This is a genomic window from Variimorphobacter saccharofermentans, assembly GCF_014174405.1.
Lineage (GTDB): Bacteria > Bacillota > Clostridia > Lachnospirales > Lachnospiraceae > Mobilitalea > Mobilitalea saccharofermentans.
Window position 1 is genome coordinate 2,049,928 of the sequence record NZ_JACEGA010000001.1, and the last position, 24,188, is coordinate 2,074,115.

Here is a 24,188-nt window from a genome sequence, read left to right on the forward strand (position 1 = left end):
CACTATACAACCCAGTAATAAACTAACACTTATCCAAAAAAAAATTCAGTCAGCAAATAAGGCTCTGTATTTTGAGCCTTATTTGCTGACTAAGGGGATGTTGCATAATATATCGCCGGGGGCTATGACTTACCATAATGCACTGTCGGAAGAACTTGTTGCTGTATTTTATATGAATCAGGCGAATAATTATGTTCGTGTGCGAATATAAATGTTCGCCTGAGACATATAAAATCAGTAACATGTACTTCCGTCTGTGTGTGAGGTAAGTCATAGCCCCCGACGGTTTATTATGCAATATCCCCTTCCCTGGAATACATATCTTATCTTATATAATTAATCCCACTCAAGTGTTTTGTATTCTTTACTTTTATCTCGCATTAAGAGATCGGAAAGCGCTTCTTTTGCTGACTTGCCTTCAAACAGAACATAATTGATCTGTTCAACGATAGGCATTTCGACTTCATTCTTCTTCGCTAATGCCAGTGCAGCCTTCGCAGAATTTACTCCCTCCACTACCTGATTAACTTGCTTCATAGCTTCATCCATTGATTTTCCCTGACCAATCAGATAGCCTGCATTCCAGTTACGGCTGTGTTTACTGGTACAGGTAACAAATAAATCACCGATACCGGATAATCCTGCAAAGGTTTCAAGCTTGCCTCCCATTTTTACTCCAAGACGGCTGATTTCAGCAATACCTCTTGTCATTAATGCCGCCTTTGTATTATCCCCAAAGCCCAATCCATCAACAACACCGGCTGCAAGGGCAATTACATTTTTTAAGGATCCTCCTAATTCAATTCCTATAATATCCGGACTAGTATATACTCGAAATACATCGGACATAAATACATCTTGAATTAAATGAGCTGTCTCCTTAGTTTGAGCGCCAACAACTATCGTGGTAGGTACTCCACGACTAACCTCCTCAGCATGACTTGGACCCGACATAACAGCAATATCGGCTTGCGGGATTTCCTCTTTCAATACTTCGGATAAGGTATATAAGGTCTTATCTTCAATTCCCTTTGAAACATTCACAATCACCTGATCGTTCTTTATATAAGGTGACGCTTCCTTAGCTGTGGAGCGAATATAGGGAGAAGCAACAGCCATAACTAGGATATCTCGATCCGTACATGCCTCTTTCAAATTCAAAGTTATATTAATCTGCTCTGGGAGTTCAGCTCCCGGAAGATTTTTAAGGTCTTTTCTATTTTCATTTAGCATGCGTGCTTCATTCTCGATTTTTGTCCAAATTGTCACATCATGACCATTACCAGAAAGTAATATTGCCAAGGCACAACCCCAGGTTCCGGCTCCTAAAATACTGACTTTACTCATAAGCTCCTCCTTAACCTATTTTGCTTCTTTGTTATCAATTGTAACCTTCTGACCAATCTTATTCTCAGTTCCATTCATCAATCGTCTGATATTAGATTGATGCTTAATAAATGCTAAAGTCATAAAAATTAAGGCGACTATCAGCATATGTAAATCCCCCGGATGTCGTATACATATCCATATAGGAAATAAAACAGCAACAAATAATGATCCAACTGAAACATAACGGGTGATAGCAACAACGATAATAAATAGCGGTAAACCAATGGGAATGATGAGAGGATCAAATGTAGCCATTACTCCTCCAGTGGCCGCGATGCCTTTACCACCCTTAAATTTAAGCCAAAACGGGTAATTATGCCCAATAACCACGCCAAGCCCGGTGTACATTGTCATAAGCTCCACGAAGTCATAATCAGCAAAAATAAGAAAGCGAACCAACATCATTGGAATCACTGCCTTAATAGCATCACCCAGTAAAGTAATTGAACCTGCCTTAGCACCTAAGGTACGTAAGGCATTCGTTGTACCTATATTACCACTACCGTATTTTCTGATATCTACTTTATTTAATTTGCCAACGAAATATCCGGTTGAAAAGCAGCCAAAAATGTATCCTAAAATTAAGCAAATGATAATTTTAAGAAGCATATTAAGCATTCTCCTTTCGCTCTCTTATGATGAATTTTAATGATGTCCCAGCGAAACCAAAAGCTTCCCTGATCTTATTCTCGATATATCGGGTGTAGGAAAAATGCATTAATTCTTTATTATTTACAAAAATAACAAAGGTCGGCGGTTTTACAGAAACCTGTGTAATATAGTAAAGCTTTAGTCGCTTTCCCTTGTCCGAAGGAGGCTGTTGTAGTGCTACTGCTTCCATCATAATCTCATTTAAGACACCAGTAGAGATACGCAAATTCTGATTTTCGATAACTACTTCTATTATTTCGAATAGCTTATGCATTCTCTGACCAGTTTCGGCGGAGATAAACAGTATTTCTGCATAGGGCATAAAGGATAATACTTCTCTAATATCAGAGGTAAATTCCTTAACGGTTTTATTATTTTTCTCCACTAAATCCCACTTGTTAACCGCTATTACAATCCCTTTTCCGCGCTCATGGGCAATTCCTGCAATCTTTGCATCCTGCTCTGTAACACCTTCAGTAGCATCGATTACCAGAACTACAACGTCTGCTCGTTCTACAGCTGTAACCGTTCGAATAATACTGAACCGCTCCAGTTCCTCCTTGATCTTACTTTTTCTTCGTAAGCCAGCCGTATCTATTAATACATATTCTTTCTTGTTACGACGTATCGGGGTATCGATGGCATCTCTGGTGGTTCCAGCAATATTGGATACAATTACTCGATTTTCCCCTACTAATTTATTTACAATTGAAGATTTTCCAACATTAGGTTTACCGACTATGGCAATTTTAGGTCGTTCATCCACACTTTCTTCCGTATTGCCACTTTTGAAGTGCTTTACCACTTCATCCAACAAATCGCCAAAACCCAACTTTCCGGAAGCGGAAATAGGGAATGGCTCACCGATACCTAAATTATAAAATTCATATACATCCGGCATTAGTTTTTCAAAATTATCAACCTTATTCACAGCCAGAACGATCGGTTTTCCCGAACGGCGAAGTAAATCCGCAACCTTTGAATCTGCGTCAACTAATCCCTGTCTTACATCAACAAGAAATACTATGACATCAGCGGTATCAATTGCAATCTGAGCCTGTTCTCTCATATGGGAAAGCATAAGATCCTTACTGTCAGGTTCGATACCACCGGTATCTATCATAGTAAATTGTGTATTAAGCCAAGTTACATCAGCATAAATGCGATCCCTGGTAACACCGGGATAATCCTTTACAATGGAGATACGTTCTCCGGCTAATGCATTAAATAAAGTAGATTTACCGACATTGGGTCTTCCTACTATCGCTACTATTGGTCTATTCATAAATCCTCCAAATACGTGTCCGTACGAAATATAATCTAAGAATTATGAAACGGAATTCACTTTCATCATTCGAATATTATTAATTAATCTATAGTTACATTATTATGGAATTAATAAAGGATGTTCCATCTGATTGTACAATACGTATATTGGTTTGTAAAGCACTTTCCAGATCCTCTACAGTCACATCATCCAGTAATACTGTCTCACCATTGCGTAAAAGAACCTCCGGCAATAGTAAGATTTCTCCTAAAGGTTTTCCTGATAGCTGGGATATAATATCTTCTCCGGTAAGTAGACCAGCAACAGTAATATTAGTCCCAAAGAAATTATTTATGATTGTATACAAATGAACCTTAATTCCGGGATACTTTATATTCAGCTTATCTACCATTTGTTGAAGATATGGTGCAGCTAGTACACCGGTTGCAATTGAAAGCTCTCTCTTCCTGTTATCCCCGTCAAGCTCTTCATAGTACTCTTCAAATTCCACTTGTAAAGAACGAATTAATCCAACGCCATTTTCAATCTGTGGATAGCCCTCATAGGAATCCGCATCCGGAATTGGCATTTCTGCTTTGATATACCATTCATCACTTGCATAAATAAAACGGGTCCCATAATGCGTCAGAAATATATTCTGCCACCGGTGGATCGTATCGATTACATGAATGGAATCCTCTTTTGAAAAGGCCTCCAATTGCTCAAGACCTTGACGGAATTTCGTTAATCCTACCGGTACTATGGATACGCTTTGCATTTCGGGTAAAAATGCAGCCAGGTCATGAATGGTTCGTTCAAGCTCTTCTCCGTCATTCCAGCCCTTACATAGGACAATCTGGCCATTCATCACAATACCACCGTCTTTCAGCCTCTTAATCTTATCCAGGGAGCTGCCAGCGAAGCGATTATGCAGCATTTTGCATCGAAGTTCTTCGTTGGTGGTGTGTATTGATATATTAATGGGTGATAATTTGTAATACAAGATACGATTGATATCCTCGTCACTCATATTGGTCAGAGTGATATAATTGCCTTGTAAAAAAGATAATCTTGCATCATCATCCTTGAAATACAATGTCTCTCTCATACCGGGGGGCATCTGATCAATAAAACAGAATATACATTTATTCCTGCAGGATTGGTATTCATCCATCAATCCTTCTTCAAAGACAATCCCCAAATCATCATCATATTCCTTTTCAATATCCAGCTCCCATTCCTCACCGCTTGGCTTCTTAATGATTACCGTTAATTCTTCATCCTTGATCAGATAATGATAATCCAAAACATCCTTAATCGCTGTTCCATTGATGGAAATCAACTCATCACCGGGTTCTAACTCTAATTCCTCTGCAATGCTTCCATATTCTATTTCTTTAATAATGTGTGCTTTTTTTCTCATAATTAAACCCATTTTTCTATTCAATATTATTCTTTTAATGCTAAAAATGCTGCCAGGCTTCCACGTTTCCCTCCTGTTTTGCGGTGGGAAAATAGCAGATCACTATAACAGGAGGTACATACACCGCTGATATGAATATGTTCCTCAGTTAGTCCTGCCTCCAGTAATACCAAGCGATTTGCAGCCCATAGATCACATTGATATTTTCCGTTCTCGTTAGTTGAAAGAAGTCTCTCTTCCTCCCAGTTATTAAATGCTTTACGAAATTCCTCAGCCACCTCTTCACCGATCTCAAAGCAATTCTTACAAATAGATGGGCCTATGACGGATACGATATCCTTTGGATCGGTTCCGAACTTACTTTGCATCTCTTTCACTGTAACATACCCTATTTTTTGAACAGTGCCTCTCCATCCTGAATGGGACAAACCGATGGCTTTCTTAACAGGATCTACAAAATATAACGGAACACAGTCCGCATATTTAGTAACCAGGGTTACATTCGGTACATTTGTAATGAAACCGTCAACCTCATCAAAATCCCTGGGTCTAAATAAGCCTTTTCCACAATCATTTTGGTCCACATAGCGGACATTCGTTTTGTGAACTTGCTTAGATATAACTATTGTTTTGGGGTCAAAGCCAATACTGGAAGCAATCCGTCTAAAATTTTCCTTGACGTCATTAGGATTATCAGCGATAGGTCCCGAATCATAACCAAGATTCATAGTAGAAAAAAAGCCACTGCTTACTCCTCCAAAACGAGTCGAAAAGCCGTGTATTATAAAGGGATATTCGGATAATGCCGGAAAGGATATATGGGGAATTGTAACCGTATAATCAATTACTGCTTTCTTTGTGCTCTTAAATTGCATAGTATCAAACCTTTCAGTTTTACATAATATTATTAGTCTGGTAAGTACTAAATTCCATCAAAGGCATTTTTGATGACAGTTATCTCGTCATCCAGGATAAATACTGTATCAAACCTGCATGGAGTATCCTGTGGTATATTGTTTACCATCATATAATACTGTGCGGTTCTTGTGATTTTTCTTATTTTATTGTGATTAATAGCTTCTGACGGATAACCCTTGGAGCTATCGGAACGGAACTTAACCTCTATAAAGCAAAGATAATCTTCGTTTTTTCCAATAAGATCAAGTTCTCCAATTTTACACCGGAAATTTCTTTCCAGAATATGATAACCAATTTCCTTCAAATACAGTGCGGCTTTTTCTTCATATGATGCGCCAACAGCCCTTTTATTCATCCGTATAATCTACCTTACCTTTGATTCTATCCATTTTATCTACAAATACTAATACTTCTGCTACTACTTCATATAATTCAGGGGGGATTAAATCACCCAGATCAAGCTTTGACAGAGTATTGGCTAAGCCCTCGTCCTTATGGAGAGGAATATCAGCTTCTTTTGCCCGTTCTATGATACGATCTGCCAAATAGCCCTTACCGGAAGCAATCACCTTTGGTGCAACATCATCCGGATCATAGGTAATCGCTACCGCAGTTTTATTTCTATGTTGCTTTTCATCCAAATTAGAATCCCCCTTTCTCAAAACATTAATATATTGGCAATTGCGAAACATAATAATTGAGGCTATTGTGTATACAGTGGATATATATTCCGAAGCAAACCATAGCGGAAGGAGCAGGTTTGCGTAGGAATATATATCTACTGTATACACAATTAAGGTATCTTCAGAGTTTCGCAATTGTATCAACATTGAAATTAGATAATATTTTTCACAAAGCTTTTTCTATGTATGGGTGTCAATCCGTATTTTTTTATAGCTTCCATATGCCTAGCCGAACCATAGCCTTTATTACTCGCGAAATCATAGCCAGGAAACACCTTATCATAAGCTACCATTATGCGATCTCTGGTAACCTTTGCCACAATGCTGGCGGCAGCGATGGAGATACTTTTTGCATCACCCTTAATAATCGGTACCTGTTTTATATCAACTCCCGGAATCGTTACAGCATCATTTAATAAAATATCGGGCTGTACCTTTAAATTACCTATTGCCTTTCGCATTGCCTCATAGGTTGCTTGTAGAATATTTATTTCATCAATTTGGGTTGGTGGTACACTGCCAATTCCAAAACTGATGGCACAGGAGATAATTTCATCATATAGTTCTTCTCTTTTTTTCTCTGTGAGCTGCTTTGAGTCATTGATATATAGTAGATCACATTCCTTTGGCAGTATCACTGCGGCAGCAATGACGGGACCGGCTAAAGGACCTCTTCCAACTTCATCGATTCCGCAGATATACGGATACTCCTGATACATAGCTTCGTATTGCTTCATTGCAGCCATACGATTCTTTTCCATTCGATAGGCTTCAAGCTTTCTCTGATACTGGTTACATATGGTAACCACTCCACTTCGTTCATCATCCTTATACTTTTCTAACAGAACGGGTAGAATATCATATTCAGCCTGCATAAATTCCAGCTTAATTAGGGCTATTTTTTTTGCTCCGGTTTCTTCGTTTGAATTATGGCTCATCCTATTTCTTCCTTACTTATATTTTATCTGTGTGATTCAATGATTATATCTTTTTATCCGGATATTCTAAGGTAATCGTGCCGAGCTTTGTGCTGCGAAAATCATCAATTAATAAAATAGCAGCCCGATCTAAATCCGGTTCTCCACCCTTCATCAGGCAGGAACGTTTGATTGCGATTTGCTCCAATACTCCTGCTGCAGTCTGCTTGCTGTCCACGATTTCTGGCAGAGTCACTTCATATCGATTTGTCAGGACTTCCGGATACCTTTGTTGTAATAACAGAATCAATTCTAAAGATAAATCGGTAGTATTAATGATCGTATCATTGATTGATCCGATGAATGCTAGCTTTAGTCCCACTGTCTGGTCTTCAAATTTCGGCCATAAAATTCCCGGAGTATCCAGTAATTCAATAAATTTGTTCAGACGAATCCATTGTTTTCCCTTGGTTACGCCGGGCTTATTCCCAGTTTTTGTAGAAGCTTTTCCAACAAAACTGTTAATGAAGGTGGATTTACCGACATTGGGAATACCTACAATCATGGCTCTAACAGGCCGATTCAGAATCCCCCTTTTACGGTCTCGTTCAATCTTAGCCTGACAGGCTTTTTGAACGATATCCTGTACCTGCTTTACGCCACTACCACTTTTTGAATTCACAAGAGCGACATGGAAGCCTTTCGTTTCGAAGTATTCCTTCCAGTCATTATTATAACGTTGATCAGCCATATCGCTTTTATTTAAAAGAATGACACGGGATTTGTTTTTCGCCAGCACATCAATATCAGGGTTTTTGCTGGAATATGGAATTCTGGCATCTACCAGTTCAATTACAACATCAATTAATTTCATATCCCCCTGCATCATACGCTTTGCTTTTGCCATATGTCCCGGATACCATTGAATTTGCATATAAACCTCCGTATATTACGCTTATTCTTGTTCATTATTTTCTTTGCTTTTCAGGTTTAGTTTTTGAATGAAATTAAATGGTTTTAACCGTATAAAAGCTTCTCCGACAATTTCATCCCTTCGTATATTACCAATACTGGCAAAGCGACTATCCTCACTGTTATTACGATTATCTCCCAGTACAAAATATTCATTCTCTTCTAATACAATTTCTTCATCAGCAAGTCCATAGTTTGTCATGGGTTCTGCCTGAATAATATCCTCAACGACTTCTCCATTAATATAAAGCAGACCATCCTTTAATTGCAGACGTTCTCCAGGAAGTCCGATAATTCGTTTAATATCGTAATAACTATGTTCCTTACCACTTTTCTTAAAAACAATCACATCGAACCGTTTCGGATCCGTAAAGCGATAGGAAAATTTATTAATAATGACAGAATCTCCATCCTTAAGGGTGGTTTCCATCGAATTACCAATCATATTCGTTTTTTCCAGTGCATAATATATGATAAAATATGCCAGAAAAATAACAGCTGCTATCTGCACAATCCAGATTATTATTTCTATTATGATTTTCTTGATAAATGGTCGTTTACTTTCTTTATCAAAATCAAAATCCATACCTTGCCTCCATGCATATTGTTGGTTAGAGTATACGACAATTTGCTGCCATTGGCAAATTGATTTTGCATTAAGGAATTATTAATTATTTATAAATCTAAAAAAGGGACAATACTGATTGATTGTCCCTTCTCTTTATTATTTAATTGCTTCTTTAATCTTAGCTCTTTTACCTACTCTATCACGCAGATAGAAAAGTTTTGCTTGTCTTACTTTACCGCGTCTAACGATCTCAATACGATCGATGGTAGGACTATGAAGCGGCCAGGTTTTCTCAACACCGATACCATTGGATGTCTTTCTTACAGTAAAGGTCTCTCTGTTACTACCGTTTTGTCTTTTAATTACGGTTCCTTCAAAAACCTGTAATCTTTCACGGTTACCTTCTTTTACCTTTGCGTATACCTGAACGGTATCGCCAACCTTGAAATCCGGAACAGATGCTTTCAACTGTTCTGCTTCAATACTCTTAATAATTTCATTCATATTTGTGACCTCCTATCAAATTTAGATGTTCTTAATACAATAGTAATCAGTATCAGAGGACCATCCCACTCACAATAAAATACTTTAACATAAACAATGCTTAAATGCAAGCTTTATTTTGAATCATAGATATCATAGTTCTTTTGAAAAATAAGACGAGTCAGATATTCGCGTTCTTCTTCGGTGAGATTTGCTTTTTCGAGAAGATCTGGACGTCTTTCATAGGTTCTCAGAATGGATTGTTTCCTTCTCCAAGCTTCGATTTTGGCATGATGTCCGGTTAATAGAACTTCGGGTACCTTTTGTCCCATAAATATTTCCGGACGGGTATATTGAGGATATTCTAACAGATTATCCTGCAGCGATTCAAATTCCGAAGAAATATCATTATTTAATACACCTGGTATTAATCGGGAGATTGCATCGATCATAACCATAGCAGGTAGCTCACCTCCGGTCAATACATAATCTCCTATGGAGATGTAATCAGTAGCAATCATATTAAGAACTCGCTCATCAACTCCCTCATAATGACCGCATAAGAATATTAAATCCTCTTCTTGGGAAAGTTCTTTCGCCATTTCCTGATTAAAAATACTTCCCTGCGGTGTTACATAAATTACACGTGGTTTTTTAAAATCTGCCGGATTCTCTTTTGATAACTTAATATGATTCACCAGATAGCCGTAGGATTTATATACCGGTTCTGCCTGCATTACCATGCCGGCACCTCCACCGTATGGATAATCGTCAACCTTTTTATGTTTATCATCACTAAAATCTCTGATATTAATTGCATTTACGGAAATTAATCCTTTATCGATTGCTCTTCCTGTGATACTGGTTCCTAAACTTTGCATAATCATCTCAGGAAAGAGTGTAAGTATATGAAAATTCATAATGAACCCATGCCTTTCATTTTGCCTGTAAACTCAAGTTTACATTCATATTTGCGTAAAACTTGATCATATTTATATTATCGTAAGCCAGGTAATAAATGAACAATGATCTTCTTTTGCTCCACGTCTACATTCAGAATACATTCTTTGATTGATGGAATTAAGATTTCTTTATGATCCGGTGTTTTAACAACGTAAACATCATTGGCAGAGGTAGTTAATATCTCAGTCAGAATTCCAAGAGATTCACCCGTATCGGTGATAATCTCAGAATCAATCAGATCATAAATAAAATACTCGTTCTCATGCAGCTTCACTGCATTATCTCTACTTACAAGCAAATCTTTTCCTCGATATTTTTCAATCTCATTGATATCATCAATCCCCTTAAACTTTAAAATGGCTTGTTGCTTAAAGTACTTGACCCCTTCTACTTCCAGAGGAATTAATTCTTTCCCTGTATCCAGAATTACCTCTGTTAAATCATCAAATCTCCTGAGATCATCTGTTGTAGGGAATACCTTCACCTCACCACGTATTCCATGTGTGGAAGAAATGACTCCAACTCTGAGATAATTATCCATGCTTTCCCATCCTTTATTTCAAAATTATATGCCTGACATCACGCAAACAACAGTATGCACAAATATCAATACACATTCCTTTATAGCTTGTACAAAAAGAAGCTGTTCTACTATGCCGGCAATGAAAATACTTATTATCGACATAACAGACAGCTTCTTGATTCTGCTCAGAAAAAACTGCAATTGGATTACCTGCTATTGCAGAATCTCAACTACTACCTTTTTGTCATCCTTTGTTGCGGCTGCTTTTACTACGGTACGGATGGATTTTGCGATACGACCTTGCTTTCCAATTACCTTACCCATATCCTCAGAAGCGACTTTTAATTCCACAACAATTGCCTTTTCGGTTTCTTTTTCCGTAACAACAACCTCATCGGGATGATCAACGAGTGATTTAGCGATAACTTCGACTAATTCCTTCATTTTCTCTACCTCCGAAGCTAATTATAGAATACCTGCATTCTTTAAAATCTTACCTACAGTATCGGTAGGCTGAGCACCGTTAGCTAACCACTTTTTTGCAGCTTCCTCGTTTACGTTGAACTTACTAGGGTTTTGTGTAGGATCGTAAGTACCGATTTCTTCGATAAATCTACCATCTCTTGGTGTTCTGGAATCAGAAACAACGATTCTATAGAAAGGAGCTTTTTTCTGTCCCATTCTCTTTAATCTAATCTTTACTGCCATTTATTTCACCTCCTTAAATATTTCACTATATATTGTAACTGTCAATGATAATCAAAGACAACCTACAACGCATTTATAAACCAAAGGGTAATTTGAATTTCCCTCCGTGTTTCCCGCCTTTTCCCATCATACCAGAAAATTGCTTCATCATTTTTCTGGATTGCTCCAGCTGCTTTACCAAAGCATTTACTTCTGAGATATCAACTCCGGCTCCAGCTGCAATACGTTTTTTGCGGGACGGATTTAATATATCCGGGTTGGAGCGTTCCGCTTTTGTCATGGAATAAATGATAGCCTCTGTGGTAGCAAGAGCATTTTCATCGATTTCAATGTCTTTCAGCTTACCAGCACCAGGAAGCATACCCAGTAAACTGGATATTCCACCCATCTTTTTCATTTGTTGCATCTGCTCCAGAAAATCATTAAAATCAAATTCTGCTTTTTTGATCTTCTTTTCTAATTCCTTGGCTTTTGTTTCATCAAATTCAGCTTGTGCTTTATCAATTAATGTAAGAATATCTCCCATTCCAAGAATACGGGAAGCCATACGGTCCGGATAAAACTGTTCTAAATCAGAAAGCTTCTCACCCATACCTACATACAGTATAGGGCGACCGGTAACTGCCCGAATCGATAAAGCAGCACCACCTCTGGTATCACCATCCAATTTGGTTAATATTACTCCATCAATAGAAAGCTTCTCGTTAAACAGCTCAGATACATTCACTGCATCCTGACCAGTCATTGCATCCACAACTAAAATTGTCTGATGCACATTGATATTAGCCTTAATCTCCTGTAATTCTTCCATCATTGCTTCATCAATGTGAAGGCGACCGGCGGTATCCAGCATTACAACGTTGTATCCATTCTTGACAGCATGCTCCATAGCCGCTTTCGCAATATTAAGAGGCTTATGCTTATCTCCCATGGAAAATACACTGACACCCTGCTTATCTCCATTGATCTGCAGCTGTTCAATCGCTGCGGGACGGTATATATCACATGCTACTAATAAAGGCTTTCTTCCTTTTGACTTTAATTTTCCGGCAAGCTTGGCAACGGTTGTTGTCTTACCTGCACCCTGTAAACCACACATCATCAATACGGTTATCTCATTAGAGGGTTTCAACTGTAATTCTACGGTCTGTTCCCCTAATAATCGAATCATTTCTTCATTAACAATTTTAATAACCATCTGACCCGGAGTAAGACTGTTCAGTACATCCTGTCCGACAGCCCGTTCCTGTACGGTGTTCACAAAGTTTTTAACCACTTTAAAGTTAACGTCTGCTTCAAGTAAAGCCATTTTAACTTCTTTCAAAGCAGTTTTAACATCAGCTTCAGAAAGTCTGCCCTTTCCTCTTAAGTTCTTGAATATATTCTGAAGTTTATCGGATAAGTTTTCAAATGCCATATTACAGCTCCTTTAAAATATCGTCTGCCAATGTTGCTATTTCCTTCACCGTTGAAACATCTCCCGACTGTTCTACTACGGAAAGAAGTTCCTTCATCGTACCAAGTTTTTCTTTAATTGATTGAAATCTTTGTACCAATGACAATTTATCTTCATATTCCTTTAATTGTACTGTACAGCGCTTTACGATATCATAGACACCCTGTCTGCTGATTCCCTGTTCAGCTGCAATCTCACCAAGAGATAAGTCATTTAACACATAATCCTCAAATATATGTTTTTTATGATCACTAAGTAAATCACCATAAAAGTCGTATAAAATTGAGAGCCATACGATTTCATCCAGCTTTTCAATCTGTGCTTCACTTTGTATCATAAAATCACCACCTGTAAAGGAATTTTCTTTACAGGTGGTAGTATAACGAATTCACATATAATTGTCAAGTGGTTTTCTCCTTTAAAACAAGAATTATTTTTTGATATTCATTCGTAAGAAGCTTGATATGATTTTGATCAACTCGTTGCTTGGATATCTCCTCCTGAAGTCTCAGACAATACTGCGCCAGCTTGTGAAATCCTAAATTTGCGGCAATTCCCTTCAAGGTATGAACATAAAAAGCCGCATTTTTATATTCATGCTTCATGATGGAATCCATAAATAATTGATAGGTAGTATCTTTTAAGAATTTTTGACAAAGTGACTGATAGAGCTGTTCATTATGACCCAGGCGAAGCAAAACACCTTTTACATCAACACCAAGTTCCATAAGCTTTCTATCAATATACTCCATATATTTTCCTCCGACTGACATAATAATGTTTCTACCATATACGGGTTAGTATTCAGCACCTCACAGGTTAAAAATAGAATATAATAAGTGGTAGAATTTATTCCGATCGATGGGTTTGGTTATGTAATAATTCATTCCATACTCCTGATATAAACTGTAGTCTACATCAGTAGAATCAGCTGTTAACGCAATAATGCAAATAGAATCATAATTACTATGACCGGATGTTCGAATTGTTTTTGCAGTCTGATATCCGTTCAAATCCGGTAATTGAATATCCATTATAATTATGTCATAATAGTTGGTAGCTGCGCTCTCAAATTTACTAATTGCTTCAAAACCATCCACTGCGGTATCAAACGCAATATTTACATACTTTAAGAAATCACAGATGATTTCCAGATTGATTGCGTTATCTTCTACTACGAGAATTCTCTTTCCAGAAAAATCATAATTTAATCTATTATCTGAAGGTAGTTCTTCATTTTCAGATATTTCAATAGACTGCATTTTTGAAGAAGTCTCATTTAACTCCAGCATGATATCAATCGTTATCGTTGTTCCTATTCCTACTTTGCTTGCCACGTGTATGGATCCGCCCATCAAATGAACCAGGTTTTTTACAATGAACATTCCAAGTCCAGTCCCGCCATATTTTTTAGCAATACTACTATCTTCCTGATTAAACGGAAGAAAGATACGCTTGATATATTCATCGCTCATTCCTTTACCAGTATCCTTTATCACAAAACGATATAATGCTTTTGTTTTATATTTTTCCATTTCAGATACTTCTAAAGTGATTTTTCCACCAGATGGAGTGAATTTTAAAGCGTTCGAGATACAATTGTTCAGTATTTGGGTCAAACGAAGGCTGTCACCAATAATTGAATCATCTTGAATATCGTTTAGGATAAGCTCAAAATACTGATGATTTAATTCTGCCTGAGTACTAATAATAGAAGAAATATGCTGTAATAAATTACTTAAGTAAAAGGGTTCCATCAATAGAACAAGATTATCACTGTCCATTTTAGAAACATCCAGTATATTATTGATTATGTCTAACAGATTATATGAGGATTGATGGATCCGATCAAAATAATATATCTGCTTTGAAGGATTTCCCAAGGAATTTCGTGCAAGCTGTGTTAATCCTATAACGGAATGTATGGGTGTCTTTAATTCATGACTTATATGGGATAAGAAGTCTTTTTTAGCCTCATTTGCCTTTTCTATATTTGATAATGCTGACTTTAATGCGATATTTGCCTGTGTCTCTTTGGTAATATCAGAAATATAGCATATGATTTTTTTCTTCATGTTGAGTACTTCACTTGGATAAAGGTGAACACTGAGCCATAGCATCTCATTGGTTATCGGATGCTGATATTGAAATGTGATATCTGCGTTTTCGCTTATATTAGGACATGTAAAAAAACGGATTATATCCTTATGATATTCAGCGGGTATATTGCCTAATAATTGCAAATATACCTTTTGAAATACTTCATTTCTTATGCCAAAAAAACGTTCAAAATTAGGAGATATATACTCAATGCACCTACTTTGAAGATCATATATGGAAAAAACAACATTAACATTCGAATAGATTAAATTTATCAGTGCTTCCCGATAAATCAACGCAGAAATTCGCTTTCTGTATTTCACATCCAGAACAATGATAATAATGATAATACATAATGTTATGGAAATCAAAAATAATGCAATATATCGATTCAAAATAAAAAGGTCTAAGTTTTGCAATTGAAAGTTTAATAAATCCAATTTACGCTTCTCCATTTCCTATAATCATTTGGTTATTATAAGGTTCGATATGACTTCATCCGGACAATTAAGATGAATTAATCTATACATTAACACTCTCGCTTTAATGTGATTGAAGCGACGGAAATACTTTCAAATTAAAACAATCTATGCATTCTTAAAATGAATTAACATTAATTAGAAGTAATTTGCATATTATAACAAATATATCAGACAAAAATTTAATTGTCAATCAGAGCATAAAATCTGTAGACACAAGTGTACCTATTTTTTGAATCAAAATGCCGATAAGAAGTATTTTCTTATCGGCATTATTAATAAAATCTTTAACACATTATATTATTCTTATACAGGGTAAGCCTGGTTTGCTTTGTCTGCTGCAGCAACATCAATACCCGTTTTCTGTGCCTGACGATATTTAAAGAAATCCATCGCAACCTGAGGGAAAAGAGCATAGGACAATACATCCTCATCCTGTTCTTTCCAGTCAGCAATTTCCGCTTCAATCTTAGCGAGCTCTGGCTCGATTAAGTCAGCTGGGCGACAGGTAATAGGCTTCTTGTCTCCGATTACTTTCTTTTGAACCTCTGCATTAAACGGTTTTACAGTCTGACCATATTCACCGGAAAGCAATGCTTTGGTTTCCTTTGTAACCATCTTGTAGCGTTCGCCAGCCAATACATTAAGCACCGCCTGGGTTCCTACAATCTGACTGGAAGGAGTTACGAGAGGTGGTTCACCAAAATCTTTACGAACTCTAGGAACCTCCTGTAATACCTCGTAATACTTATCCTCCTGCTTTTGCTCCTTTAACTGGGACACAAGGTTGGATAACATACCGCCTGGAACCTGATATAATAAGGTCTTAATATCAACACCCATTACCTTTGGATTCAGTAAGCCGGTCTCTAAAGCCTTGTCACGGAGAGGACGGAAATAATCAGCTATTTCAGCTAATATCTGTTGATCAAATCCGGTATCATATGGAGTACCTTTAAAGGTTTCTACCATAACTTCGGTAGCAGGCTGACTAGTTCCCATAGCAAATGGTGACATAGCGGTATCAATAATATCACAGCCCGCTTCTACAGCCTTCATATAGGTCATTCCAGCCACACCACTAGTATAGTGTGTATGAAGATCAATCGGGATTTTAACAGCGGATTTTAATGCACTAACTAATTTTGTAGCCTCATAAGGCACTAATAATCCAGCCATATCCTTGATACAAATGGAGGATGCACCAAGCTCTTCTATTTTTTTCGCCATGTTAACATAATAATCTGTTGTATATGCATCTCCTAAGGTATAGGAAATAGCAATCTGAGCATGACCATTTTCCTTGTTTGTTGCTTTTACAGCACATTCCAGATTACGAATATCATTTAAAGCATCGAATATACGAATGATGTCGATACCATTTGCAATTGATTTTTGAACAAAATAAGCAACTACATCATCAGCATAATGACGATATCCCAGAATGTTCTGTCCACGAAACAGCATTTGTAATTTTGTATTTTTAAATCCTTTTCTGATTTTTCTTAAACGTTCCCAAGGATCTTCCTTTAAGAAACGCAGGGAAGCATCAAAGGTAGCTCCACCCCAACATTCCACTGCATGGTAGCCAACCTTGTCCATGGTTTCAAGAATCGGAAGCATCTCTTCGGTAGACATTCTTGTAGCAATCAGGGATTGGTGAGCATCACGTAATATGGTTTCGGTTATTTTAACCGGTCTTTTTTCTTGTTCTGCCATTACTTTACCTCCTGTTAAATGTTAACTCAATCGCTTTTCCTTTCAGATTAGTTTAACGTAGCTAATAAGTTACCTGCTTCTACAGACTGACCAGCAGCTACATCGATGCTAGCCACAGTTCCATCCTGAGGAGCGACAATTTCATTTTCCATCTTCATTGCTTCAAGAATTAAGATAACATCACCTTTTTTCACTGCCTGACCAACAGATGCTTTGATATTAAGAATTTTACCAGGCATTGGAGAGTTTACTTTAACACTTCCTGCACTTCCGGATGCAGCCGGCTTCGCAGGTGCTGCTGCAGGAGCACTAGGGGCTTCCTGTGGTGCTGCAGCTGGCTTCGGAGCTGCTACGGGAGCAGGACTTACCGGTGCTGCTGCTTGAGGTGATCTTACGCCTTCTTCTACAGAAACATCATATGTGGTTCCATTCACTGTAATTGTATAGTATTTCATAATATACCTCCATCTGGTGCAAAAGAGCTCCAAATCGCTAATTGCACATACTCAATTTTAATAACATATCATTTTCGGTTCTTCTTATGCAAACATATAATTATTTACATTACTAAATATGATAAGACAATTATCTGCGGTTGGATTTACGAATTGAACGTACTACAAATCCATCAGCAGGAACAGCATCTCCATATGATGCATAGATAGCTGCAGTTATTACGGCTACCAATTCATAATTATCACTCAGTTCCAATTCTTCGTTTTCTGCAATTTGTGAAATTACATGATCAACGGAACGTCCTTGTGAAGGATTGCTATCATTAAGGAAAGGCTTGATTTTTGTTAAGTATAGAACTAGCAAAATAAAAACTAATATAGCTAAAACAACAACAGCGCCAAACAAAGTGTCTATATTGATATATTCACTTAAATTGCTACTGGAGAGTATAACGGTTTGGCTTTTAACATACTGCAATATACCCATCATCTCACCTCATTCTATATGGTACCATGCTTCTTAGCAGGCCGGTTATCCCTCTTGGTAAAAAGCATCTCAAAGGAATAAATTAAATGTTTACGAACCGTATCTGGTTCAATAATACTATCAACATAACCACGTTTTGCTGCTGCTTCCGCACTGGATTGTAATTGTGCATATTCTGCAGCCTTTTCCTTTATTACGTTCGAAGCTTCGCCATCATACATAATTTGTGCTGCCAGATCCGCATCCATCATTCCGATGCTTGATGATGGTAAAGCGAATACCATATCTGCACCAATATGTTTGGAGTTCATTGTGATATATGCACTGCCGTAAGCTTTACCGATAATTACGTTCACCTTTGGAATTGTTGCATTAGCAAAAGCATATGTCAATTTTGAAGAAGCAACTGCGATGGTTTTTTCTTCTTCTACAGTTGTCTTATAACCATTTACGTTTGTTAGGGTAAGGACGGGAATATTAAATGCATCACAGAAGTTAACAAAACGGGAAGCTTTATTACATCCATCCGTTGTTAAGGTACCATCAAACCTTTCTATGACCTTACCACTTTCATCCGTTACTTCTGTTCTATTTGCTATCGCACCAACAGTCATACCATCTAAACGGATAAATCCAGTTACCATTTCTTTCGCATATTCTGATTTTACTTCAAAGAAATAATGATTATCAGAAATATCAATTAATGCCTTTTTCGTATCATTAAGTTCAGATGCAATGTTCGTTAATACACGATTTAAATCATCGGTACATTCATCATAGGAAGCATCATCCTCATTACTGGATGGTAAGATACAAATGAGATCACGAATCTTATTTAAGACATCTTGTTCCGTATCACCAACATAATCTACCATGCCGATTTTCGCTTGGAAATCAGCTTTCGAGGTATCCAGTTTATCTTTATTATTTCCAAGTAGGGAATTCGGGGAATTCACGAACAGATGTGAACTTTTCTTCTCCATAAAAGAAAAATCACTTAAAGAAGACATCACAGCTAAACCACCGCCGGCGTTTCCAAATATAGCGGTAATTTGCGGAATAATACCGGAAGCAAGTGTTTGCTTCAGATATATTTCACCAAAGCTGTTTAGTGCATCGGTTGCCTCCTGAAGTCTTAATCCGGTTGAATCAATCAGACCAATAACAGGAGCCCCAACTTTAAGTGCTAAATCATAGATTTGAATTATCTTTTTTGCATGCATTTCGCCGATGGAGCCGCCAAGAGATGAAGAATCCTGACTGTATACATATACAGGATTGCCATCTATCAAACCATAACCGGTTATTACTCCGTCAGCAGGGGATTCCTTCTGATGTAAATTAAAGTCAGTGTTTCTTTTGGTAACTAAAGCGCCGACTTCAACAAAACTATTGTCGTCAAGCAAAGAAGCTATTCTTTCTCTTGCTGACAATTGTGCTGCACTGCTCATTTTCAGCCCTCCATTTTTTCTATTGTTTAATTAAAATCAATTATCTGCCGATTTTAATTTTATAATATTTAAACAGAAAAGGCAAGGATAAATTATGAATGATTGGTTCTTTATGCTACTTCTTGTAACCGTTTACTCTTAGTTAAGTATTATTACAAGTGAAAATGGGTAATAATGTATTTATTTAGGTAAGAACCCTTTTAATTTTATCTATGCTGAAGCCTTTTCGGAATAAGGATGCGATAAGTTTTTGCTTTTCTTCGTAGGAAAGTTCTTCCGGAGCTTTTGTTTTCTTCTTAATTGCTTTGCTTATAGCAATAAGTTCAGCATCCTCATTTGTCTCATTGTCATATTCCCTTGTTAGCAGCTCTTCTATGATATCATCACGAATGCCTTTCTGTTGCAGCTCCCTCTGAATATAATATTTACTTTTCGTATGCATCCTTGAGCGAATGTATGCAGATGCCATTCTTTCGTCATCTACATATCCATATTCATATAAATAGGTCATGGTCCGATCAATCATGCTATCATTAAAACCATACTCTCTTAATTTATTACGTAGCTCTGTATCGGAACGATCAGAAAAATACAGTAAGGATAATGCTTTTGATTTTGCTTTTGCATACATTAATTCTTCAAGTTCTTTATATAGTTCCTTTGTCATAATCATATTTTCATTAATATGGTACTTATTAATTTCCTTTTGATCGAGTAGGAAGGTATATTCCTCATCAAGATAGACCTGTATTTTGTTCTTTTTTAACTCCTTTAGAGAAGTAACTAACATATTCTATCTTCTCCCTTCTGAATTTAAAGGGCTGTTACAAACGCGCATTTGCAACAGCCACTAAATAATTAGCAATAGGTTACCGCTTATCAAAATCCTATTCTACTACTTCATTATAGTTTTTATCGGAAGGAATGGAGAATTTCTCTCTTACTTTACTTTCGATTTCCTCCATAATTTCAGGGTTTTCAGCTAAAAATTGCTTAGCATTCTCACGACCCTGTCCAATCTTTGCGTCATTATATGCATACCAAGCACCACTCTTAACTACAATACCGGAATCGGCTGCTAAATCCAGAATATCTCCTTCTTTGGATATTCCCTTACCAAACATGATATCAAATTCTGCTTCCTTGAAGGGAGGTGCAATCTTATTCTTTACTACCTTGATTCGAGTTCTGCTTCCTACTACTTCACCACCCTGTTTCAGTGATTCAATTCTTCTGACATCCATTCGTATAGAAGAATAGAACTTCAAAGCACGACCACCGGTAGTTGTCTCAGGATTACCAAACATAATACCGACTTTTTCACGAAGCTGATTAATAAACACTACAATACAATTGGATTTGCTGATAACGGCAGTTAATTTTCTTAATGCCTGTGACATTAATCTGGCTTGAAGACCAACATGGGAATCTCCCATCTCACCATCAATTTCAGCCTTAGGTACTAATGCAGCAACAGAGTCTACAATAATGATATCTACCGCTCCGGAACGAACCATCGTCTCAGTTATCTCTAACGCTTGTTCTCCATTGTCCGGCTGAGAGATATATAAATTGTCAATATCTACACCAATATTCTTTGCATATACAGGATCCAAAGCATGCTCCGCATCGATAAAGCCTGCAATACCGCCTCTCTTCTGAACCTCGGCCACCATATGTAGTGCAACGGTTGTCTTACCACTTGCCTCTGGACCATAAATCTCAAGGATTCTTCCCTTAGGTACTCCACCCAAACCAAGTGCAATATCCAGGCTGATTGATCCGGTAGGAACAGTTTCTATGTTCATATTTGCATTGGTATCGCCCAACTTCATTATGGAACCTTTTCCATATTGTTTTTCTATCTGCGCAAGTGCAGACTCTAATGCTCTGATCTTATCATCCTTTGCCATAAATAATCTCCTTCTGAATGGAGGAAATTCCTCCGGAATACGAACTAATGTTCTTATTTTCCTTTATCATAACTTATTTGAGAAGGAATGTCAATACATAAAACAATAGCCAAGGCAAACTGATGCCAAGTAACTAATCATTTTACCTCGAACCATTTCCTTCTGCAGTCACCTTATTATATCCTATACATGGACAGATGACGACTTGATTTCATATATAATGGGTACTCATTTGAACAATAGAAATAACAGAATATAAAGATGTTTCTATTATATCAATACCCTGTCCCTTTGTAAATGACTGCCATTCAAAAATAATAAATAAAGATTTTAAAATTATTTATGTAATTAATACAACTGATTCGGTTGGCAGAGCTTTGGATTATAACCATGATCAATGAGAGCCTGGACAATTTCCTGCTTATGTTCATGACCAAAGGTTTCCATCGTTATGGTTAACTCAACAGCAGCATTACGATTAATGCTTACAAACTGATTATGATCCAGTCGAATGACATTTCCCTTAGCCTGGGCAATGATGGTAGCAACATTGACCAACTCTCCCGGTCTGTCAGGAAGTTGAACTGATACCGTAAATACACGTCCTCTTTGGATTAATCCATGCTGTACAATCGATGAAACAGTGATAATATCCATATTACCACCACTGAGGATGGATACTACTTTTTTATCTTTGCAATTCAGATGCTTTAATGCAGCAACGCTTAACAATCCGGAATTCTCAACAACCATTTTATGATTTTCAAGAATATCAAGGAAGTTTACAATTAATTCTTTATCTTCTACGGTAATAATATCATCAACATTTTCTTGAATATAAGGGAAAACCACATCTCCAGGGGTCTTAACGGCGGTACCGTCTGCGATGGTATCCACATTTGGCAGGGTTACTACATGTCCTGCTTTTAAGGATTCCTTCATACAGGCAGCTCCAGCCGGTTCTACACCAATCACCTTAATATTAGGATTTAGCATCTTTGCCAAGGTGGCAACACCAGCGAGTAAACCGCCTCCACCAACAGGAGCCAGTATAATGTCAACCGTGGGTAAATCCTTAAAAATCTCCATTGCAATGGTGCCCTGTCCAGTAGCGATTATTTCATCATTAAATGGATGAATAAAGGTATATCCATTCTCCTCTGCCAGTTTATATGCATATTGACATGCTTCATCATACACATTTCCGTAAAGAATTACCTCTGCACCGTAACTTTTCGTCCGATTCACCTTGATTAAGGGTGTTGTGGAAGGCATAACAATGATTGCTCTTGCATTATAAAGTTTGGCTGCATAAGCAACACCTTGAGCATGATTCCCGGCAGATGCGGTAATAAGGCCACGCTTTCTTTCCTCTTTAGTAAGAGTACTGATTTTATAATACGCGCCTCGAACCTTATATGCTCCTGTAAACTGCATATTTTCCGGCTTCAGATAGACTTTATTACCGGTTATTTCGGAAAAATAATCGCTATATACCAATTCTGTACGTAAAATAACTTTTTTGACCGCTTCCGTTGCTTCTTCAAATTTATCCAGTGTCATCACACTAATCCTCCATTCTTACAATTCCTGTAGACTTAGGTCTTCACATTTATTCATAATGCGAAAATCATGCGTTTACACTATCATCCATGATTATGGACTCTCACATATTTTTATTGTTTATTCATTTCTTTGAAATAAAGCATTGATAAAATCATTTGCATTAAACTTCTGAAGATCATCAATTTTCTCGCCAATACCTATATATTTCACTGGTATGCCAAGTTCGGACTGGATAGCAATTGCAATTCCACCCTTTGCTGTTCCATCCAGCTTTGTTAATACAATACCGGTAATATCGGCAACCTCATTGAATTCCTTGGCCTGTGCCAGTGCGTTTTGTCCAGTGGTTCCGTCAAGTACCACAAGGGTTTCACGATAAGCTTCCGGATATTCTCTTTCAATCACTCGATTAATCTTTTTTAACTCCTCCATAAGATTTTTCTTATTATGAAGTCTTCCGGCAGTATCACATAATAAAATATCAACGTTTCTTGATTTTGCTGCTGTAACGGCATCATAGATTACTGCTGCAGGATCGGAACCTTCCTTCTGTGCAATAATATCAACATTTGCTCGATGTGCCCATTCTGTCAACTGCTCGATAGCAGCCGCCCGGAAGGTATCTGCCGCCGCTACCATAACCTTTTTCCCCTGCTCCTTCATCTGACCGGCCAATTTCCCTACAGAAGTAGTTTTACCTACCCCATTCACTCCAATTAGAAGAACCACTGATTTTCTGGTTTCAAAATCGTAGGCATTTTCAGAAAGCTGCATTTGCTCCATCATACTGTTTATTAAAAGCTGCCTGCACTCAGATGGATCCTTTATTTTATTCTCCTTCACCTTCTCTCTGAGATTCTCAATAATTGCAGTCGTTGTATTAATGCCTAGATCAGCCATAATAAGTGTTTCTTCCAATTCCTCATAGAAATCATCATCTATGCTGGAAAAACCACTGAAGATAGCGTCAATACCATGTGCAATACTATTTCTTGTTTTAGATAATCCCTGTACTAACTTACTAAAAAATCCTGTTTTATTCTCTCCCATATATAACCATGCCTTTCATTATTACCTGTTTCATTATGTTTATGTTA

At 37.3% G+C, this 24,188-nt stretch carries 27 protein-coding genes; all 27 read right to left on the minus strand.

Annotated features, from left to right (window positions below; all coding sequences use genetic code 11):
- Positions 1 to 336 precede the first annotated feature (336 nt).
- Entirely contained in the window at positions 337 to 1,347 is a 1,011-nt protein-coding gene (locus H0486_RS08995; RefSeq protein ID WP_228352682.1) for an NAD(P)H-dependent glycerol-3-phosphate dehydrogenase, read from the minus strand.
- A gap of 15 nt (positions 1,348 to 1,362) precedes the next feature.
- Positions 1,363 to 1,998, minus strand: coding sequence for a glycerol-3-phosphate 1-O-acyltransferase PlsY (gene plsY, locus H0486_RS09000; RefSeq protein ID WP_228352683.1), 636 nt, complete (start codon positions 1,996 to 1,998; stop codon positions 1,363 to 1,365).
- 1 nt (position 1,999) lies between these two features.
- The gene (gene der / locus H0486_RS09005; RefSeq protein ID WP_228352684.1) at positions 2,000 to 3,325 is read right to left on the minus strand and encodes a ribosome biogenesis GTPase Der; all 1,326 of its coding nucleotides are present in this window, start codon (positions 3,323 to 3,325) and stop codon (positions 2,000 to 2,002) included.
- A gap of 94 nt (positions 3,326 to 3,419) precedes the next feature.
- Positions 3,420 to 4,730: a DUF512 domain-containing protein gene (locus H0486_RS09010; RefSeq protein ID WP_228352685.1), complete on the minus strand. Its 1,311-nt coding sequence runs from the start codon at positions 4,728 to 4,730 to the stop codon at positions 3,420 to 3,422.
- A gap of 26 nt (positions 4,731 to 4,756) precedes the next feature.
- Entirely contained in the window at positions 4,757 to 5,605 is an 849-nt protein-coding gene (pgeF, locus tag H0486_RS09015) for a peptidoglycan editing factor PgeF (protein ID WP_228352686.1), read from the minus strand.
- Positions 5,606 to 5,652: 47 nt separating this feature from the next.
- Positions 5,653 to 6,003, minus strand: coding sequence for a YraN family protein (locus H0486_RS09020; protein ID WP_228352687.1), 351 nt, complete (start codon positions 6,001 to 6,003; stop codon positions 5,653 to 5,655).
- Positions 5,996 to 6,289, minus strand: a complete 294-nt coding sequence (locus tag H0486_RS09025; protein WP_228352688.1) for an EscU/YscU/HrcU family type III secretion system export apparatus switch protein — start codon at positions 6,287 to 6,289, stop codon at positions 5,996 to 5,998. Before H0486_RS09025 ends, H0486_RS09020 begins: the two co-directional genes overlap by 8 nt.
- Positions 6,290 to 6,483: 194 nt before the next feature.
- Positions 6,484 to 7,269, minus strand: a complete 786-nt coding sequence (locus H0486_RS09030) for a ribonuclease HII (RefSeq protein ID WP_228352689.1) — start codon at positions 7,267 to 7,269, stop codon at positions 6,484 to 6,486.
- A gap of 43 nt (positions 7,270 to 7,312) precedes the next feature.
- The gene (gene ylqF, locus H0486_RS09035; protein WP_228352690.1) at positions 7,313 to 8,182 is read right to left on the minus strand and encodes a ribosome biogenesis GTPase YlqF; all 870 of its coding nucleotides are present in this window, start codon (positions 8,180 to 8,182) and stop codon (positions 7,313 to 7,315) included.
- Between the two features lie 21 nt (positions 8,183 to 8,203).
- A complete protein-coding gene (lepB, locus tag H0486_RS09040) occupies positions 8,204 to 8,806 on the minus strand; it encodes a signal peptidase I (RefSeq protein ID WP_228352691.1) in 603 nt (200 codons plus the stop codon).
- A 138-nt stretch (positions 8,807 to 8,944) separates the two neighbouring features.
- Positions 8,945 to 9,292 carry a 50S ribosomal protein L19 gene (rplS, locus tag H0486_RS09045; RefSeq protein WP_228352692.1) on the minus strand — a complete coding sequence of 116 codons (348 nt, stop codon included), beginning with the start codon at positions 9,290 to 9,292 and terminating at the stop codon, positions 8,945 to 8,947.
- 113 nt (positions 9,293 to 9,405) lie between these two features.
- Positions 9,406 to 10,191 (minus strand): tRNA (guanosine(37)-N1)-methyltransferase TrmD, encoded by a 786-nt coding sequence (gene trmD / locus H0486_RS09050; RefSeq protein WP_228352693.1) that lies wholly within the window; start codon positions 10,189 to 10,191, stop codon positions 9,406 to 9,408.
- Positions 10,192 to 10,268: 77 nt separating this feature from the next.
- A complete protein-coding gene (rimM, locus tag H0486_RS09055; RefSeq protein WP_228352694.1) occupies positions 10,269 to 10,775 on the minus strand; it encodes a ribosome maturation factor RimM in 507 nt (168 codons plus the stop codon).
- 195 nt (positions 10,776 to 10,970) lie between these two features.
- Positions 10,971 to 11,201, minus strand: coding sequence for a KH domain-containing protein (locus H0486_RS09060; RefSeq protein ID WP_228352695.1), 231 nt, complete (start codon positions 11,199 to 11,201; stop codon positions 10,971 to 10,973).
- Between the two features lie 21 nt (positions 11,202 to 11,222).
- Positions 11,223 to 11,465 carry a 30S ribosomal protein S16 gene (rpsP, locus tag H0486_RS09065; protein WP_228352696.1) on the minus strand — a complete coding sequence of 81 codons (243 nt, stop codon included), beginning with the start codon at positions 11,463 to 11,465 and terminating at the stop codon, positions 11,223 to 11,225.
- 73 nt (positions 11,466 to 11,538) lie between these two features.
- On the minus strand, positions 11,539 to 12,882 hold the full coding sequence (gene ffh / locus H0486_RS09070) for a signal recognition particle protein (protein ID WP_228352697.1): 1,344 nt from the start codon (positions 12,880 to 12,882) through the stop codon (positions 11,539 to 11,541).
- A gap of 1 nt (position 12,883) precedes the next feature.
- Positions 12,884 to 13,258: a YlxM family DNA-binding protein gene (gene ylxM / locus H0486_RS09075; protein ID WP_228352698.1), complete on the minus strand. Its 375-nt coding sequence runs from the start codon at positions 13,256 to 13,258 to the stop codon at positions 12,884 to 12,886.
- Positions 13,259 to 13,322: 64 nt separating this feature from the next.
- Positions 13,323 to 13,673: an Hpt domain-containing protein gene (locus H0486_RS09080; protein ID WP_228352699.1), complete on the minus strand. Its 351-nt coding sequence runs from the start codon at positions 13,671 to 13,673 to the stop codon at positions 13,323 to 13,325.
- Between the two features lie 60 nt (positions 13,674 to 13,733).
- Positions 13,734 to 15,461 (minus strand): PAS domain-containing hybrid sensor histidine kinase/response regulator, encoded by a 1,728-nt coding sequence (locus tag H0486_RS09085; RefSeq protein WP_228352700.1) that lies wholly within the window; start codon positions 15,459 to 15,461, stop codon positions 13,734 to 13,736.
- Positions 15,462 to 15,806: 345 nt separating this feature from the next.
- A complete protein-coding gene (locus H0486_RS09090; protein ID WP_228352701.1) occupies positions 15,807 to 17,219 on the minus strand; it encodes an oxaloacetate decarboxylase subunit alpha in 1,413 nt (470 codons plus the stop codon).
- 47 nt (positions 17,220 to 17,266) lie between these two features.
- Positions 17,267 to 17,674, minus strand: coding sequence for a biotin/lipoyl-containing protein (locus tag H0486_RS09095; protein ID WP_228352702.1), 408 nt, complete (start codon positions 17,672 to 17,674; stop codon positions 17,267 to 17,269).
- A gap of 130 nt (positions 17,675 to 17,804) precedes the next feature.
- Positions 17,805 to 18,164: an OadG family protein gene (locus H0486_RS09100; RefSeq protein ID WP_228352703.1), complete on the minus strand. Its 360-nt coding sequence runs from the start codon at positions 18,162 to 18,164 to the stop codon at positions 17,805 to 17,807.
- An 11-nt stretch (positions 18,165 to 18,175) separates the two neighbouring features.
- Positions 18,176 to 19,612, minus strand: coding sequence for an acyl-CoA carboxylase subunit beta (locus tag H0486_RS09105; protein WP_228352704.1), 1,437 nt, complete (start codon positions 19,610 to 19,612; stop codon positions 18,176 to 18,178).
- Positions 19,613 to 19,796: 184 nt separating this feature from the next.
- A complete protein-coding gene (locus tag H0486_RS09110) occupies positions 19,797 to 20,402 on the minus strand; it encodes a regulatory protein RecX (protein ID WP_228352705.1) in 606 nt (201 codons plus the stop codon).
- A 97-nt stretch (positions 20,403 to 20,499) separates the two neighbouring features.
- Positions 20,500 to 21,525 (minus strand): recombinase RecA, encoded by a 1,026-nt coding sequence (gene recA, locus H0486_RS09115; protein ID WP_228352706.1) that lies wholly within the window; start codon positions 21,523 to 21,525, stop codon positions 20,500 to 20,502.
- Between the two features lie 348 nt (positions 21,526 to 21,873).
- Complete coding sequence (gene ilvA, locus H0486_RS09120; protein WP_267023624.1) at positions 21,874 to 23,088, minus strand: threonine ammonia-lyase; 1,215 nt, start codon at positions 23,086 to 23,088, stop codon at positions 21,874 to 21,876.
- A gap of 120 nt (positions 23,089 to 23,208) precedes the next feature.
- Complete coding sequence (gene ftsY / locus H0486_RS09125) at positions 23,209 to 24,141, minus strand: signal recognition particle-docking protein FtsY (RefSeq protein ID WP_228352708.1); 933 nt, start codon at positions 24,139 to 24,141, stop codon at positions 23,209 to 23,211.
- Positions 24,142 to 24,188 lie beyond the last annotated feature (47 nt).

Excerpts from the sequence above, each read along its gene's own strand:
- H0486_RS09095 (WP_228352702.1), bottom strand. The coding sequence starts at position 17,674 with ATGAAATACTATACAATTACAGTGAATGGAACCACATATGATGTTTCT.
- H0486_RS08995 (WP_228352682.1), bottom strand. The coding sequence starts at position 1,347 with ATGAGTAAAGTCAGTATTTTAGGAGCCGGAACCTGGGGTTGTGCCTTG.
- plsY (WP_228352683.1), bottom strand. The coding sequence starts at position 1,998 with ATGCTTCTTAAAATTATCATTTGCTTAATTTTAGGATACATTTTTGGC.
- H0486_RS09060 (WP_228352695.1), bottom strand. The coding sequence starts at position 11,201 with ATGAAGGAATTAGTCGAAGTTATCGCTAAATCACTCGTTGATCATCCC.
- recA (WP_228352706.1), bottom strand. The coding sequence starts at position 21,525 with ATGGCAAAGGATGATAAGATCAGAGCATTAGAGTCTGCACTTGCGCAG.
- rplS (WP_228352692.1), bottom strand. The coding sequence starts at position 9,292 with ATGAATGAAATTATTAAGAGTATTGAAGCAGAACAGTTGAAAGCATCT.
- ylqF (WP_228352690.1), bottom strand. The coding sequence starts at position 8,182 with ATGCAAATTCAATGGTATCCGGGACATATGGCAAAAGCAAAGCGTATG.
- lepB (WP_228352691.1), bottom strand. The coding sequence starts at position 8,806 with ATGGATTTTGATTTTGATAAAGAAAGTAAACGACCATTTATCAAGAAA.
- pgeF (WP_228352686.1), bottom strand. The coding sequence starts at position 5,605 with ATGCAATTTAAGAGCACAAAGAAAGCAGTAATTGATTATACGGTTACA.
- H0486_RS09010 (WP_228352685.1), bottom strand. The coding sequence starts at position 4,730 with ATGAGAAAAAAAGCACACATTATTAAAGAAATAGAATATGGAAGCATT.
- H0486_RS09105 (WP_228352704.1), bottom strand. The coding sequence starts at position 19,612 with ATGAGCAGTGCAGCACAATTGTCAGCAAGAGAAAGAATAGCTTCTTTG.
- ilvA (WP_267023624.1), bottom strand. The coding sequence starts at position 23,088 with ATGACACTGGATAAATTTGAAGAAGCAACGGAAGCGGTCAAAAAAGTT.
- H0486_RS09110 (WP_228352705.1), bottom strand. The coding sequence starts at position 20,402 with ATGTTAGTTACTTCTCTAAAGGAGTTAAAAAAGAACAAAATACAGGTC.
- H0486_RS09100 (WP_228352703.1), bottom strand. The coding sequence starts at position 18,164 with ATGATGGGTATATTGCAGTATGTTAAAAGCCAAACCGTTATACTCTCC.
- H0486_RS09030 (WP_228352689.1), bottom strand. The coding sequence starts at position 7,269 with ATGAGCCATAATTCAAACGAAGAAACCGGAGCAAAAAAAATAGCCCTA.
- ylxM (WP_228352698.1), bottom strand. The coding sequence starts at position 13,258 with ATGATACAAAGTGAAGCACAGATTGAAAAGCTGGATGAAATCGTATGG.
- der (WP_228352684.1), bottom strand. The coding sequence starts at position 3,325 with ATGAATAGACCAATAGTAGCGATAGTAGGAAGACCCAATGTCGGTAAA.
- rpsP (WP_228352696.1), bottom strand. The coding sequence starts at position 11,465 with ATGGCAGTAAAGATTAGATTAAAGAGAATGGGACAGAAAAAAGCTCCT.
- H0486_RS09080 (WP_228352699.1), bottom strand. The coding sequence starts at position 13,673 with ATGGAGTATATTGATAGAAAGCTTATGGAACTTGGTGTTGATGTAAAA.
- H0486_RS09090 (WP_228352701.1), bottom strand. The coding sequence starts at position 17,219 with ATGGCAGAACAAGAAAAAAGACCGGTTAAAATAACCGAAACCATATTA.
- ftsY (WP_228352708.1), bottom strand. The coding sequence starts at position 24,141 with ATGGGAGAGAATAAAACAGGATTTTTTAGTAAGTTAGTACAGGGATTA.
- rimM (WP_228352694.1), bottom strand. The coding sequence starts at position 10,775 with ATGGATAATTATCTCAGAGTTGGAGTCATTTCTTCCACACATGGAATA.
- ffh (WP_228352697.1), bottom strand. The coding sequence starts at position 12,882 with ATGGCATTTGAAAACTTATCCGATAAACTTCAGAATATATTCAAGAAC.
- H0486_RS09020 (WP_228352687.1), bottom strand. The coding sequence starts at position 6,003 with ATGAATAAAAGGGCTGTTGGCGCATCATATGAAGAAAAAGCCGCACTG.
- trmD (WP_228352693.1), bottom strand. The coding sequence starts at position 10,191 with ATGAATTTTCATATACTTACACTCTTTCCTGAGATGATTATGCAAAGT.